The organism is Streptomyces sp. NPDC036813 (genome assembly GCF_055609245.1).
Map to the genome: position 1 here is coordinate 184,018 of NZ_JBVJPV010000003.1, position 13,401 is coordinate 197,418.

13 protein-coding genes are annotated in these 13,401 nt (G+C 72.1%); 8 read left to right on the plus strand and 5 right to left on the minus strand.

What is annotated here, in order from left to right; genetic code table 11:
- Positions 1–444: 444 nt before the first annotated feature.
- The 4 genes from ACZ67Q_RS08380 (at position 445) to ACZ67Q_RS08395 (ending at position 4,428) form a co-directional block, all read left to right on the plus strand.
- Positions 445–966 (plus strand): SH3 domain-containing protein, encoded by a 522-nt coding sequence (locus ACZ67Q_RS08380; protein WP_471178109.1) that lies wholly within the window; start codon positions 445–447, stop codon positions 964–966.
- Positions 967–1,039: 73 nt separating this feature from the next.
- On the plus strand, positions 1,040–2,407 hold the full coding sequence (locus ACZ67Q_RS08385) for an FtsW/RodA/SpoVE family cell cycle protein (protein WP_471178112.1): 1,368 nt from the start codon (positions 1,040–1,042) through the stop codon (positions 2,405–2,407).
- Positions 2,404–3,861, plus strand: coding sequence for a penicillin-binding transpeptidase domain-containing protein (locus tag ACZ67Q_RS08390; protein WP_471178115.1), 1,458 nt, complete (start codon positions 2,404–2,406; stop codon positions 3,859–3,861). The genes ACZ67Q_RS08385 and ACZ67Q_RS08390 overlap by 4 nt, the downstream gene beginning before the upstream one ends.
- A 45-nt stretch (positions 3,862–3,906) precedes the next feature.
- Complete coding sequence (locus ACZ67Q_RS08395) at positions 3,907–4,428, plus strand: DUF3291 domain-containing protein (protein WP_471178117.1); 522 nt, start codon at positions 3,907–3,909, stop codon at positions 4,426–4,428.
- 1 nt (position 4,429) lies between these two features.
- On the opposite strand, the gene ACZ67Q_RS08400 is transcribed toward ACZ67Q_RS08395, so the two are convergent.
- Together ACZ67Q_RS08400 and ACZ67Q_RS08405 are read right to left on the minus strand one after the other, a co-directional pair.
- Positions 4,430–5,311 (minus strand): hypothetical protein, encoded by an 882-nt coding sequence (locus ACZ67Q_RS08400; protein WP_471178120.1) that lies wholly within the window; start codon positions 5,309–5,311, stop codon positions 4,430–4,432.
- A gap of 94 nt (positions 5,312–5,405) precedes the next feature.
- Positions 5,406–6,515 carry a ferritin-like domain-containing protein gene (locus ACZ67Q_RS08405; protein ID WP_471178123.1) on the minus strand — a complete coding sequence of 370 codons (1,110 nt, stop codon included), beginning with the start codon at positions 6,513–6,515 and terminating at the stop codon, positions 5,406–5,408.
- Between the two features lie 167 nt (positions 6,516–6,682).
- Between ACZ67Q_RS08405 and ACZ67Q_RS08410 the strand changes: the two genes are divergently transcribed.
- The 4 genes from ACZ67Q_RS08410 to ACZ67Q_RS08425 all read left to right on the plus strand — a co-directional run bounded on the left by ACZ67Q_RS08410 (position 6,683) and on the right by ACZ67Q_RS08425 (position 10,892).
- Positions 6,683–7,624: an AurF N-oxygenase family protein gene (locus ACZ67Q_RS08410; protein ID WP_471178126.1), complete on the plus strand. Its 942-nt coding sequence runs from the start codon at positions 6,683–6,685 to the stop codon at positions 7,622–7,624.
- Positions 7,625–8,424: 800 nt separating this feature from the next.
- Complete coding sequence (locus ACZ67Q_RS08415) at positions 8,425–9,075, plus strand: TetR/AcrR family transcriptional regulator (RefSeq protein WP_471178129.1); 651 nt, start codon at positions 8,425–8,427, stop codon at positions 9,073–9,075.
- Positions 9,076–9,085: 10 nt separating this feature from the next.
- Positions 9,086–9,415: a hypothetical protein gene (locus ACZ67Q_RS08420; RefSeq protein ID WP_471178132.1), complete on the plus strand. Its 330-nt coding sequence runs from the start codon at positions 9,086–9,088 to the stop codon at positions 9,413–9,415.
- A 103-nt stretch (positions 9,416–9,518) separates the two neighbouring features.
- Positions 9,519–10,892 carry a C40 family peptidase gene (locus ACZ67Q_RS08425; RefSeq protein WP_471178135.1) on the plus strand — a complete coding sequence of 458 codons (1,374 nt, stop codon included), beginning with the start codon at positions 9,519–9,521 and terminating at the stop codon, positions 10,890–10,892.
- 144 nt (positions 10,893–11,036) lie between these two features.
- On the opposite strand, the gene ACZ67Q_RS08430 is transcribed toward ACZ67Q_RS08425, so the two are convergent.
- The 3 genes from ACZ67Q_RS08430 to ACZ67Q_RS08440 all read right to left on the minus strand — a co-directional run bounded on the left by ACZ67Q_RS08430 (position 11,037) and on the right by ACZ67Q_RS08440 (position 13,400).
- Positions 11,037–12,287 (minus strand): styrene monooxygenase/indole monooxygenase family protein, encoded by a 1,251-nt coding sequence (locus tag ACZ67Q_RS08430; protein ID WP_471178138.1) that lies wholly within the window; start codon positions 12,285–12,287, stop codon positions 11,037–11,039.
- A gap of 62 nt (positions 12,288–12,349) precedes the next feature.
- A complete protein-coding gene (locus tag ACZ67Q_RS08435; RefSeq protein ID WP_361630982.1) occupies positions 12,350–13,006 on the minus strand; it encodes a GTP-binding protein in 657 nt (218 codons plus the stop codon).
- Complete coding sequence (locus ACZ67Q_RS08440) at positions 12,987–13,400, minus strand: DUF742 domain-containing protein (RefSeq protein ID WP_471178923.1); 414 nt, start codon at positions 13,398–13,400, stop codon at positions 12,987–12,989. Before ACZ67Q_RS08440 ends, ACZ67Q_RS08435 begins: the two co-directional genes overlap by 20 nt.
- Position 13,401: the final 1 nt, after the last annotated feature.

A 13,401-nucleotide genomic window follows, 5' to 3' on the forward strand; every position in this document is an offset into this window, starting at 1 on the left:
GCCCCGGACCCCACCACGGGCTCCGCCCCATCACCCCGCCACGAACTCCACCCCACGCCCCCAGCAGGGGCTCCACCCCGTGACCCCGGCAGGGCTCCGCCCCCCTTGCACACCCACCGTTACTCGGCCCCCCTCCGGGCCCCCACGGGTACCGCTCCCCCCCTGATGCGCCCTCACCCTCCCGACCTTCCCCACCCGGCGTTTCGCTCCCCCGCCGCACTTCGCCCCCCGGCGCTCCCCGACCAGCACTTCCCCGCCGGCGCGCGCACCCCCCCACCCGCGCTCCCCCCAGCGCGCTCCCCCATCCGGCCTTCTCCCTCCCCTCTCAGCTCCTTCCTCCCACCCCCTCCCGATGGCCCAGCATTTCGGGCAGGACTCTGCGCGGGCTCCTAACGTGGCGGTCAGTCAGGTTTTGGCCCCTCAGGTTCCTCGTGGAGGTACCCCATGTCTCGTCGGCCCCGTCTCGCGCGGTTCGCCATAGCTGCTGCCACCGTCGTGTTCGTCAGTGCCGTTGCCGGTACGCCTGCCGTCGCCGATGACGGGTGGGGGGAGGACAGCTCCTCGGCCTCCAGTCAGGGCGGTGACGGCGGAGGCGGCGGCAGCTGGGAGCAGCAGGGCGGCGACGGGGGCGGTAACGGCGGCAGTTGGCAGCAGCAAGGCGGCGACGGGGGCGGCGACGGTGGGAGCTGGCAGCAGCAGGGCGGCGATGGAGGCGGCGGTGGGCACGAGTCGCGGCTTGCCCGGGGGCGGGTCACCGCCGGGACGTTGCTGCTGCGCAGCGCGCCCAACCGGGGGAGCCAGGTGATCCGTTCCGTGCACCGCGGTGAGATCGTCTCCATCTACTGCCAGACCCGCGGCCAGAGCGTCGAGGGCGACCGCCTGTGGTACCTGCTGACGGACGGCACCTGGGCCTGGGGCTCCGCCCGCTACATCCAGGTCCTCGGGTCGTCGCCCCGCTGGTGCTGACGCCGCTGACACGCCCTCACCCGCTCGCCCTGCAGGCGCGGCACAAGTCGCCCTGTTTGGGTAAGTTCCGGACATGACGAAGGCCGGAACCGGAATCACCGTGGCAGTGGCGGACATCCCCGCTCCCCCGGTCCCCCTCCCCCGGCGCCGTGGTGTCGAACTCGCCCTCATCGTCGTCGCCGTCCTGCTGTCGGTGTGCGGCTACTGCGTGGTGGGGCTGGGCCGCACCGGCGCCGTGCCGCCCGGCGCCGCCGGTTACGGCGCCGGGCTCGGCGTCCTCGCGCTGCTGGCGCATCTGATCGTCCGGCTGCGCGCCCGGTACGCCGATCCCCTGCTGCTGCCGATCGGGGTCCTGCTCAACGGGCTCGGGCTGGTGCTCATCTACCGGCTGGATCTCGAGACACCCGGCGACCGGGCGGCGCCCACGCAGCTGGTGTGGTCGACGCTCGGGGTGGCGCTCTTCATCGTCGTCGTCGCCATGCTCCGCGATCACCGGATGCTCCAGCGCTACGCCTATGTGTGCGTGGCCGCCGCGCTCGCGCTGCTCACGCTGCCGATCCTCTTCCCCGCCGTGAACGGGGCCCGGATCTGGATCCGGATCGCCGGGTTCTCCATCCAGCCCGGGGAGTTCGCCAAGGTGCTGCTGGCCGTCTTCTTCGCCGCCTACCTCGCCGCGAACCGCACCGCGCTGACGTACGCCGGACGGCGGGTGTGGCGGATGCAGCTGCCGACCGGGCGGGTCCTCGGGCCGATCCTCGCGGTGTGGCTGGTGAGCGTGGGGGTGCTGGTGCTGGAGCGGGACCTCGGGACCTCACTGCTGTTCTTCGGGTTGTTCGTCGTCCTTCTGTACGTCGCCACCGGGCGCAAGGGGTGGATCGCCGTCGGGCTGGTGCTCGCGGCGCTGGGTGCCGTCGCCGTGGGGCAGCTGGAGCCGCATGTGCACGCACGGATCGAGGACTGGCTGCATCCGTTCGCCTCCATCGAGGCCGGGCAGGGCGCCAACCAGCTCGCCCAGTCGCTGTTCGCGTTCGCCGCAGGCGGGCTGCTCGGCACCGGACTCGGTCTCGGGCACTCGGTCCTCATCGGGTTCGCCACCAAGTCCGACTTCATCCTCGCCACCGCCGGGGAGGAGCTGGGGCTCGCCGGACTGTCGGCCATCTTCCTGCTGTACGGCCTGCTCGTGGAGCGCGGCTACCGCGCCGGGCTCGCGCAGCGGGACCCCTTCGGGCGGCTGCTCGCCGTCGGCCTCGCCTCGATCGTCGCGCTCCAGGTCTTCGTCATCGCGGGTGGGGTGACCGGGCTGATCCCGCTGACCGGGATGGCGATGCCGTTCCTCGCGCAGGGCGGCTCCTCCGTCGTCACCAACTGGGCCATCCTCGCCCTGCTCATCCGCGTCAGCGACTCGGCCCGGCGGCCCGGCGCCACCCCGGAGGCGCCATGACCCGCACCATCCGCCACTCCGCCGTCTTCTGCGCCCTGCTGCTGGTCGCCCTGCTGGTCAACGCCGCCCGCGTCCAGCTCGTCGTCGCCGGCGGCTACAACGACAACCCGGCCAACCGCCGCCCCACCATCGCCCGGTACGCCCAGCCCCGCGGCGACATCGTGGTGGGAGGCCGGCCCGTCACCGGCTCCCGGGACTCCGGCGAGCAGCTGCGCTACGAACGTGCCTACACCGACGGCCCGTTGTACGCGCCCGTCACCGGGTTCTCCTCCCAGGAGTACGGCACGACGCTGCTGGAACACACCGAGGACGCCGTACTGGCCGGCACCGATCCGCTGCTGGCGTCGCTGCCGCTGGTCGGCGACCTCACGCGGGCCCGCGACCCGGGCGGCGACGTGGTGACCACCCTCGACCCGCAGGCGCAGCGGGCGGCCTACGAGGGGCTGGCCGGGCGCAAGGGCGCCGTGGCGGCGATCGAACCGGCGACGGGGCGCATCCTGGCGCTGGTGTCCGCTCCGTCGTACGACCCGGGAGTGCTGTCCGGGAACGGGCCGGAGGCGGCCCGCGCCTGGGCGCGGCTGAACGCGGATCCGGACCGGCCGATGCTGAACCGGGCCGTGCGGCAGACGTATCCGCCCGGCTCCACCTTCAAGGTGGTCACCGCGGCGGCGGCGCTGGACGCGGGCCTGATCAGGAACCTGGACGAGCCGACCACCTCCCCGGACCCCTACCGGCTGCCGGGGACGACGACCCGGCTGACGAACGAGGGCGACGGCTGCCGGGACGTCTCGCTGCGGGACGCCTTCGAGTGGTCCTGCAACACGGTGTTCGCCAAGCTCGGCGTCGATGTCGGGGCCGCGCGGATGGTGCGCACGGCGCAGGCCTTCGGCTTCAACGACAAGCGGCTGCGCATCCCGTTCTCCGTGGCGCCCAGCACCTTCGACACGACCGTGGACCGGGCCCAGCTGGCGCTGTCGTCGATCGGGCAGTACAACACACGGGCCACGCCGTTGCAGATGGCGATGGTCGCGGCGGCGGTCGCCAACGGGGGGCGGCTGCGGACGCCGTATCTGGTGGAGCGCACCACGCGGCGCGGCGGTGCCACGGTCACCACGGCGGGGCCGCGTCCGACGCGGCAGGCGATGCTCCCGTCGACGGCGGCGAAGCTGCGCAAGCTGATGGAAGGCGTGGTGCGCGAGGGCACCGGCACCAACGCGGCGATCCCCGGCGCGATCGTGGGCGGCAAGACCGGCACGGCGCAGCACGGCCTCGGCAACTCCGGTACTCCGTACGCCTGGTTCGTCTCGTGGGCGCAGGACGAGCGGGACATGGAGGCGCGGGTCGCGGTCGCCGTGGTGGTGGAGGACGGCTCCGCGAACCGCGGCGAGATCAGCGGCGGGGGTACGGCGGCGCCGATCGCCCGTGCGGTGATGCAGGCGGTGCTCAGCTCGTGAGACGGGGGCTTCCGCGAGGCGGATGGCCCGACCTACCGTTCGGTCATGACTGACGCCGCGTTCGAACTCGCCCAGGTCAACATCGCCCGCCTTCGATTCCCGCTGGACTCACCTGAGTTGAGGGACTTCGTCGACGGTCTCGACCCCGTCAACGCCGACGCGGACGCGGCGGAGGGTTTCGTGTGGCGGTTGCAGAGCGAGGGCGGCGACGCCACCGACATCGCGGTGTTCGACGACGAGTGGCTGATCGTCAACATGTCGGTGTGGCGGGACTCCGACGCACTGACGGCGTTCATGTACCAGGGCCTGCACCGCGAGCTGCTGGCCCGGCGCCGGGAGTTCTTCGAACGGGTACGGGAGGCGATGGCGACCCTGTGGTGGGTGCCGGCGGGTCACCGTCCGACGGTCGCCGAGGCCGAGGCCCGGCTGCTGCATCTGCGTGCCCACGGCCCGACGCCGTACGCCTTCACGCTGCGTACGTCCTTCCCGGCGCAGCACGCGGATCCGGTCCTCGGCGATGTGCCCGCGCGGGGCGCGGTCGCCGAGGACCTGGAGTGCCCGGTGTAGGTCAGAGCGGCTTGAGAAGTTCGGTGCGGACCTGGAGCGCGGTCTTCGCGGCGGCCTCCAGGTCGACCTTCTGCGGGTCCTGCGTCATGGTCTCGGCGGTGATCTCGGCGATGGAGGCACCGGTGTTGTCGTCGGCCCAGCCGCACATGGGCACGGTCAGCGTGGTGCCCAGCTGCACCTGGGTGAGCACCTCGCAGGTCACGGTGATGCCGGAGGCGTCGGGGTGGAAGTCCTTCGGGGGCACGACGACCTTGGCCTCGCCCTCTCCGGCCCCCTTCATCATGTTGTCGCGGGCTCGGTCGGGGTGCTTGAACCGCCCGTACATGCCGGAGACCACCAGGGTGCCCTTGGTCTGGTCGCCGCCGAGGGCGTACTGGCCGACGACGGCGTGGGTGTCCTTGGCGTCCCAGGAGCCGTCGGCCTCGTCCTCGATCTTCTTGCCCTCGGAGCCGGACAGATCCTGGCTGAGGGTGTAGCGGCCGTTCAGCAGCGTCTTGGACAGCACGAGCTTGTTCTTGGCCTCGGGGAAGCCGCCGCCCTTGGAGCCGACCAGCGCGAGCGCGGCCACGACCACCACGATCAGGGCGACGGCACCGCCGACGATGCCGATGACGAGCCCGCGCCGCTTCTTGGGCGGCGGCGCGCCCCAGCCCTGGGGCTGCGGCGGGTAGGGACCGGGGGGCTGCTGGCCGTAGGCCGCGTAGGGCGGCTGTCCGCCGGCGACCGGGGGCTGCCCGTACGGCGCCTGCGGCGCTCCGGCGACCGGGGGCTGCCCGTACGGCCCCTGGGGCTGCTGCGCGCCGTACGGGTTCTGGCCGTAGGGCCCCTGCCCGTAGGGGTTTTGAGGCGGCTGACCGTAAGGATTCTCGGGAGGCGTGGACACGCCAGAACCGTACTCCACCCGGGTGAGGCGTCAGGCCCCAGCCGCCCCCCTTCCGGAGGCGTCAGGCGTCGGCCGCTCCCCCCTTCCGGAGGCGTCAGGCCGCCCCCTCCCCTTCCCGGATCGCCGCGCTCACCTCCGCGACGCGCTCCTTCTCCTCCGCCGCGAAGCGCTCGGCGTCGAGCCGTTCGGCTATCTCCTCGTCCTGGTTCATGAGCAGGTCCAGGTCGGAGTCGCCGAGCTCCAGGACCCCCAGGTCGACATAGGCCTGCTGGAGTCGCTTGCCCCACAGCCCGATGTCCTTCACGCACGGCACGATCCGGCTGAACAGCAGCTTGCGGAAGAGCCGCAGGAACTCGGAGTTCTCGCTGAGCTGCTCGGCCTCGGCCTTGGGGATGCCGAAGTTCTCCAGCACCTCGGTCCCGCGCAGCCGGTCGCGCATCAGATAGCAGCCCTCGATGACGAACTCCTCGCGCTCGCGCAGTTCGGCGTCGGTGAGCTGCCGGTAGTAGTCACGCAGGGCCATGCGCCCGAAGGCGACGTGCCGCGCCTCGTCCTGCATCACGTACGCGAGGATCTGCTTGGGCAGCGGCTTGTCGGTCGTGTCCCGGATCATGCCGAAGGCGGCCAGCGCCAGCCCCTCGATCAGCACCTGCATGCCCAGATAAGGCATGTCCCAGCGACTGTCCCGCAGCGTGTCCCCCAGCAACGCCTGGAGATTGTCGTTGATCGGGTAGACCAGCCCGATCTTCTCGTGCAGGAAACGGCCGTAGATCTCGGCGTGCCGGGCCTCGTCCATGGTCTGGGTCGCGGAGTAGAACTTCGCGTCCATGTCCGGCGCCGACTCCACGATGCGCGCCGCGCAGATCATGGCGCCCTGCTCGCCGTGCAGGAACTGACTGAACTGCCAGGAGGCGTAGTGCCGTCGCAGCTCACTGCGATCCCGGTCGGACATCTTGTCCCAGTACCGGCTCCCGTACACGGACATGGCCTCGTCCGGCGTCCCCAGCGGGTCGTAGGGATCGACCTCGAGATCCCAGTCGATGCGCCTGGCCCCGTCCCACTGCTTGTCCTTGCCCTTCTGGTACAGAGCGAGCAGGCGGTCGCGGCCGTCGTCGTACTCCCAGCTGAAGCGGGCCGCGCCGGACGCGGGCACCTCCCAGTGCGAGGCGCCCGGATCGTCGGCATACAGGTCGAAGGTCGGCATGCACGGCAGGCTCACACGGGCCGGACGCGGGGTCAACGAGTTCCTCGGCACACGGAAGACGCGAGTTGCTGCACAGGGATTGACGGGCTTGCTGACAGGCAGTCTCATAAGAGGAGTGACCGGCGGGTAACTCCGCCCTGCCCCCCGCACGACGAGGTGGATCAGCCATGACGACGACCCTGACGGAAGCCGAGGCGCTGGACGGCCTGCGCGATGCGCTCGGCCTGCTCAAGGACCGCGAACAGGTGGCCGAACGCCTCCTCGCCTCCTCCGCGAAGCACTCCTTCGACCCGGACAAGGAGCTGGACTGGGACGCGCCCTTCGAGGAGGGCAAGTGGTTCTGGCCGCCGGAGCTGGTGTCGCTCTACGACACGCCGCTGTGGAAGCGGATGAGCGAGGAGCAGCGGATCGCGCTCTCCCAGCACGAGGCCGCGGCGCTGGCCTCGCTCGGCATCTGGTTCGAACTGATCCTGATGCAGCTGCTCGTCCGGCACATCTACGACAAGGCGGCGACCAGCGCGCACGTGCGCTACGCCCTTACCGAGATCGAGGACGAGTGCCGGCACTCGAAGATGTTCGCCCGGGTGATCTCCCGGGGCGGCACGCCGTGGTACCCGGTCAGCCGGGTGCACCAGAACCTGGGCCGCGTGTTCAAGACGATCTCGACGACGCCGGGGTCCTTCACGGCGACCCTTCTCGGCGAGGAGGTCCTGGACTGGATGCAGCGGCTGACGTTCCCGGACGAGCGGGTCCAGCCCCTCATCCGGGGCGTGACGCGCATCCACGTCGTGGAAGAAGCGCGCCACGTCCGCTACGCCCGCGAGGAACTGCGCCGCCAGATGCTGACGGCGCCGAAGTGGTCGCAGGAGTTCACGCGGGTCACCTCCGGTGAGTTCGCCCGCGTCTTCTCCATCGCCTTCATCAACCCCGAGGTCTACACGAACGTCGGCCTGGACAAGCGGGAGGCCGTGGCCCAGGTGAAGGCCAGCGGCCACCGCCGCGAGGTCATGCAGACAGGGGCGAAGCGCCTGACGGACTTCCTGGACGACATCGGAGTCCTCCGAGGAGTGGGCCGCCGCCTGTGGAAGTCCTCGGGCCTCCTGGCGTAACGCCTCCCGCGGAGCGGTGCCCCACGCTGGGCGGCGCCCGGCACTTGCGGTGCCCCGCATTGGGCTGCGCGCCCGGAGTTCACTGGTGCCCCGCGTCGTGGCTGACCGGGGGTGGGTGCGCAGCCCGGCGCGACGGGGTGCCCCCCAGGCTCTCGAGCAGGGGGACCCCCAGCGCCCACCCGTGCCGCCCCAGCAGCACGACTGCCCGCGGCTACGGCGAGATGGCGCCCGCCACGACGCTGAGGCACCCGCGTACGGCGGCGAGGGGCCGGGGTGGGGGGTGTCCGCCCGCAGCGTCCGGCACCGGCACAGGGTGCCCTCGTCGGGGACGGGCGGCCGGGCCGAGGACGGACACCCCCCACCCCGGCCCCGCCGTGGAAACCGGCCGTAGGCGCCAGGCACGCCACGACGCGACCGCAACGGGCCGCCGCAGGCAAAAAAGGGGCGCGGGGAACGGCGCGACCAGCCACAACGCACCCGCAGCGACAACACACCCAGCCCCGCAGGCACACGCACCCGCAGCCGTGGGCGCCAGGCACGCCACGACGCGACCGCAACGGGCCGCCGCAGGCAAAAAAAGGGGCGCGGGGAACGGCGCGACCAGCCACAACGCACCCGCAGACGACAACGCACCGGGCGCCGCAGGCACACGCACCCGCAGACGACAACACACCCGGCGCCGCAGGCACACGCACCCGCACACGACAACACACCCGGCGCCGCAGGCACACGCACCCGCAGCCGCAGACGACAACGCACCCACCCCCCACCCCCACGCGGACGCGACTACGCTGCGAAGCATGACCCCCTCCGCCACCCCCGCCTACCGCCGCCTCAGCGTCGAGGAACGCCGCAGTCAGCTGCTCACCGCCGCCCTGTCGCTGTTCGCGCACCGGGCACCGGAGGAGGTGTCCTTGGACGACGTGGCAGAAGCCGCCGGCGTCTCCCGCCCCCTGGTCTACCGCTACTTCCCCGGCGGCAAGCAGCAGCTCTACGAGGCAGCCCTGCGCTCCGCCGCCGACCAGCTCCAGCTCTGCTTCGACGAACCGCGCACCGGCCCGCTCCTCCCCCGCCTCTCCCGCGCCCTCGACCGCTACCTCGCCTTCGTCGACGAGCACGACGCCGGCTTCAGCGCCCTCCTCCAGGGCGGCAGCGTCGTGGAGACGTCCCGCACCACCGCCATAGTGGACGGAGTCCGCCGCGCCGCCGCCGACCACATCTACCGCCACCTCGGCGTCCGCACCCCGGGCCCCCGCCTGCGCATGACCGTCCGCATGTGGATCACCGCCGTCGAGGCGGCCTCCCTCATGTGGCTCGACGACGACAAGCAGCCCCCTGCCGCCGAGCTGCGCGACTGGCTCGTGGAGCAGTTCGTCGCCGCGCTCGGCGTGACCGCGGGACGCGACCCGCAGACCGCCGACGTGCTCGCCGCGCTCTCCGGGGATGTCTGAGACTGGTGGTGTGAAGAGCGAAGACACCCCCTTCGAGGGCGGCCCCATGGACGGCCGGGTCCTCCCCGTGCTCGTCGGCCCCACCGGCCACCCCCCGAAGACGTACCGCATCCCGGTCCCGGACGCCGCCGGCGGCCCGCCCACCGTGCTGGTCTACCGCCGGGTCCCCCGCGGGCACAGCAAGCGCCTCAACCTGACCCAGGGCTGGAAGTACGCCTTCGACCCCACGGGTGACACACGCACCGGCCGCCGGCGCTGGCCCTGGTCGAAACCGGCCCCCCGGCCCCACCGCACGCCAGACGCCACGCCGGACGGCAACCCGCACGACCCGGACGAGTGACACCCTTGCGCCGGTCCGCGCACGCCCGGCGCGCGCACCTCGCGGACCCGCCCCAAGCTGCCGGTGCGGGGCAGAGGGGCTGCCCCGCACCGGAGGTGATGACGTGTCAGGAAAGCTGCTGCGTCTCGTCGGTACGACGATGGCGGCGGCGCAACTAGCGCTCGCACCCACCCATGCCGCAGCCGTGCCCGACCCCCAGCCGCAACCACCAGCGGACGCGCAACAACAACCGCCCGCAGACGCACCCCAGAAAGCACCATCGGACGCCCTCTCGGACGCACCCCAGGAAGCACCCTCAAACCCGCCCTCGGACGCGCCCTCGGACGCGTCCGCGGACACCCCGAAGTCCCTGCCCGCCCTCCTGACCCAGCTTCAGACGCTGTACCAGCAGGCGGAACAGGCCACCGAGGCCTACAACGCCACCGAGGAGGCGCTGAAGAAGAAGCGCGCCGAGGTGGCCCGGCTGGACACCGCGCTGGCCAAGGCCCGGCTGTCCCTGGACGCCGGCCGCGGCGCCGCCGGCCGGCTCGCCCGGCAGCAGTACCAGAACAGCAGCGACCTCTCCCCGTACCTGCGCCTGCTGCTCGCGTCCGATCCCGAGCACGCCATGGACGAGGGCCATGTGATCGGCCGGCTGGCGCGCGAGCGCGCGCAGACCATCGGCCGCCTCACCGGCAGCGAACGCAGGGCCGCGGACCTCGCCCGCCGCGCCCGTACCGCCCTCGACCAGCAGCTGACGCTCACGGAGCGGCAGAAGAAACAGCGTGACGACGTCCGCCGTCGCCTGTCCGACGTCGAGAGGCTCCTCGCCTCCCTCACCGCCGACCAGTTGAGCGCCCTGACCGCGCTGGAGCGCACCGGCGCCGCCCAGGCGCAGCGCAGCCTGGTCGCGTCCGGCGCGCTGGACGGCGACGACAAGCCGTCGTCCACCGGGGGTGAGCGCGCCGTCCGGTACGCCGAGCGGCAGATCGGCAAGCCGTACGCGTGGGGCGCCGAGGGCCCGGCGTCGTACGACTGCTCCGGTCTGACCTCCCAGGCCTGGCAGGCCGCCGGTACGCCGATCCCGCGCACCAGCCAGGAGCAGTGGGCGCGGCTGCCCCACGTGCCGCTGCGCACGCTGCGCCCCGGCGACCTGGTGGTCTACTTCCCGCAGGCCACGCATGTGGCGCTGTACGTGGGCGGCGGCAGGGTGATCGAGGCGCCGCGCCCCGGGGAGAAGATCAGGCTCTCCCCGATCGCGGCGCACCCGATCCTGGGAGCGGTACGCCCGGACCCGAAGACCCCGGCCCACCCACTCCCGGCGAGCCCGGCGCATCCGCTTCCGGCGACGTCCACGCACCCGCTTCCGGCGACCCCCGCACACCCGCTCCCGGCGCACCCCGCGCGCCCTGCCCCGAAGGAGCAGGCACCCCCGGCCCCGAGATACTCGGTGCTCCTGCCTCAGGAGAAGCCGACCGCCCTCTGGCCGGCCGGATAACACGGCCCCGAAGCCACCCCGGCCGGCCGGATCACGCGGGCCGCCGCTGAGCGCCCCCGGCCGGCCGAAGCAACACCTGAGCCACCCGACCGCCGCGGCCCGCCTCAGCCGGGCCGGATCCGCGTCAGCCGACGGCGTCCGACGTCAGCCGGTCAGCGAACCCAGGTACGCGGCCGTCTTCTCCGGCTCGTAGAAGAAGTTCTCGAAGTCGGCCGGGTCGTTGAACGCGTTCGCGAACCGGTCGGCGGCCGGCTGGAGCTGGCCCGCGGCGCCGATGAGGTTCAGCACGTGCTCCGGCGGCGGCGCCAGCATCGCGTTGGTCCACTTCACGACGTGCTGCGCGGTCTGCCAGTAGCGGTCGAACGCCTGCTGCATGAAGTCCTCGTCGAACGGCTTGTCACCGTGCTCGAGGATGGCGGCCAGGTAGGCGGCCGCGCACTTGGACGCCGAGTTGGAGCCCTGCCCGGTGATCGGGTCGTTCGCGACGACCACGTCGGCGACGCCGAGCACCGCGCCGCCACCGGGCAGACGCCCGATCGGCTTGCGCACGGTCGGCGCGTAGCGGCCGGCCAGCGTGCCGCCCGCGTCGGTCAGCTCGACCTTCGTGGCCCGCGCGTACTCCCAGGGGGTGTACCGCTCCATGAGTTCCAGGGTCAGGGAGAGGTGCTCCGCCGGGTCCTTGACGCCCTTGAAGACGTCGAGCGGGCCGCCGGGTATGCCCTCCCAGAACAGGATGTCGGCGCGGCCGGAGGTGGTGAACGTCGGCATGATGAACAGCTCGCCGACGCCGGGCACCAGGTTGCAGCGGACCGCGTCGAACTCCGGGTGCTCCGGGCGCGGGCCGAGACCGTGCACGTACGCCACCGCCAGCGCGCGCTGGGGTTCGCTGTACGGGGAGCGGGAGGCGTCGCGCTCGAACATCGACACCAGTTCGCCCTTGCCGGCGGAGACCAGGACGAGGTCGTAGGCGCGGGAGAAGTAGTCGAGGTCGGAGACCGCCGCGCCGTGGATGACGAGCTGGCCGCCGCGCTGTGCGAACGTCTCCATCCAGCCGGCCATCTTCACCCGCTGGTCCACCGACTGCGCGAACCCGTCGAGCCGGCCCACCCAGTCGATGGCGCGGGCCGCCGGGCCCTCGGCCCAGGAGCCGGGGGCCGCCACCGAGACGCCGAGTCCTTCGATCTTCGGGGCCTGGGACTCCCAGAAGTTCAGCTGGAGGTCACGCTCGTGCTGGAGTGCCGTGTGGAACATGCACTGCGTGGACATGACCCGGCCGGAGCGGATCTCGTCCGCGGTCCGGTTCGACATCAGGGTGACCTCGTAGCCGTGCGCCTGCAGGCCGAGGGCGAGCTGGAGGCCGGACTGTCCGGCCCCTACGACGAGTATCTTCCGCATGCGGGGATGTCTCTCCTAGATGGACTTCTCGGGTCCGGTTGGACCCCTCGGTACCGGTGGGACTACTCGGGGGTTTCCTCGAGCGTGTGGGCCACGAGGGCGAGGAGCGTCTCGATCACCGAGATCCGGCGCCGCGCGTCCATGATCATGACAGGTATGTGCGGAGGAATCGTGAGGGCCTCGCGCACGTCCTCGGGCTCGAACAGCTCGGTGCCGTCGAAGTGGTTGACCGCGACGACGTACGGCAGCCCGCAGCTCTCGAAGTAGTCCAGCGCGGGGAAGCAGTCCTTCAGCCGCCGGGTGTCGGCCAGCACGACGGCGCCGATCGCGCCGCGCACCAGGTCGTCCCACATGAACCAGAACCGCTGCTGCCCCGGCGTACCGAACAGGTACAGCACCAGGTCGTCGTCGAGCGTGATGCGGCCGAAGTCCATCGCCACCGTGGTGGTCAGCTTGCCCGGGGTGGCCGTGAGGTCGTCCGTCTCCTGGCTCGCCTCGGTCATCAGCGCCTCGGTCTGCAGAGGCGTGATCTCCGAGACGGACGTGACCAGTGTGGTCTTGCCCACGCCGAAGCCGCCAGCCACCACGATCTTCGTGGCGATGGGGGCACGGGTGCGGTCCGTCTGCCAGGACTTCAGCTCCTCGTCGGGCTCGGCGACACGGGCCGCCTCGGCGAACGGGGAGACGCCACGAGCGGCGTCAGAGACGACGGAGTCCACTCAGCACCCTTTCCAGCAGCGCGCGGTCCGGCCGGCCCGTGCCGTGGCCGGTGCCCGTTCCGTACACGCGGATCTTTCCCTGGTCCGCGAGGTCGCTCAGCAGGACGCGGACCACACCGAGCGGCATCTTCAGCAGCGCGGCGATCTCGGCCACCGTGCGCATACGGCGGCACAGTTCGACGATGGCCCGCATCTCCGGCATCACGCGGGTGGCGAGCGTACCCTTCGTCAGCTCCCTGCGCTCCTCCGGGGCGTCCAGCGCGGCCACGAACGTCTCGACGAGCAGCACGTGACCGAAGCGGGTACGGCCGCCGGTGAGCGAGTAGGGGCGCACACGGGCCGGTTTGCGGTCGCCGCCGCGCACCGGCAACCGGTCCTTCGCGGCATGGGACATG

Excerpts from the sequence above, each read along its gene's own strand:
- ACZ67Q_RS08380 (WP_471178109.1), top strand. The coding sequence starts at position 445 with ATGTCTCGTCGGCCCCGTCTCGCGCGGTTCGCCATAGCTGCTGCCACC.
- ACZ67Q_RS08385 (WP_471178112.1), top strand. The coding sequence starts at position 1,040 with ATGACGAAGGCCGGAACCGGAATCACCGTGGCAGTGGCGGACATCCCC.
- ACZ67Q_RS08390 (WP_471178115.1), top strand. The coding sequence starts at position 2,404 with ATGACCCGCACCATCCGCCACTCCGCCGTCTTCTGCGCCCTGCTGCTG.
- ACZ67Q_RS08395 (WP_471178117.1), top strand. The coding sequence starts at position 3,907 with ATGACTGACGCCGCGTTCGAACTCGCCCAGGTCAACATCGCCCGCCTT.
- ACZ67Q_RS08405 (WP_471178123.1), bottom strand. The coding sequence starts at position 6,515 with ATGCCGACCTTCGACCTGTATGCCGACGATCCGGGCGCCTCGCACTGG.
- ACZ67Q_RS08410 (WP_471178126.1), top strand. The coding sequence starts at position 6,683 with ATGACGACGACCCTGACGGAAGCCGAGGCGCTGGACGGCCTGCGCGAT.
- ACZ67Q_RS08415 (WP_471178129.1), top strand. The coding sequence starts at position 8,425 with ATGACCCCCTCCGCCACCCCCGCCTACCGCCGCCTCAGCGTCGAGGAA.
- ACZ67Q_RS08430 (WP_471178138.1), bottom strand. The coding sequence starts at position 12,287 with ATGCGGAAGATACTCGTCGTAGGGGCCGGACAGTCCGGCCTCCAGCTC.
- ACZ67Q_RS08440 (WP_471178923.1), bottom strand. The coding sequence starts at position 13,400 with ATGTCCCATGCCGCGAAGGACCGGTTGCCGGTGCGCGGCGGCGACCGC.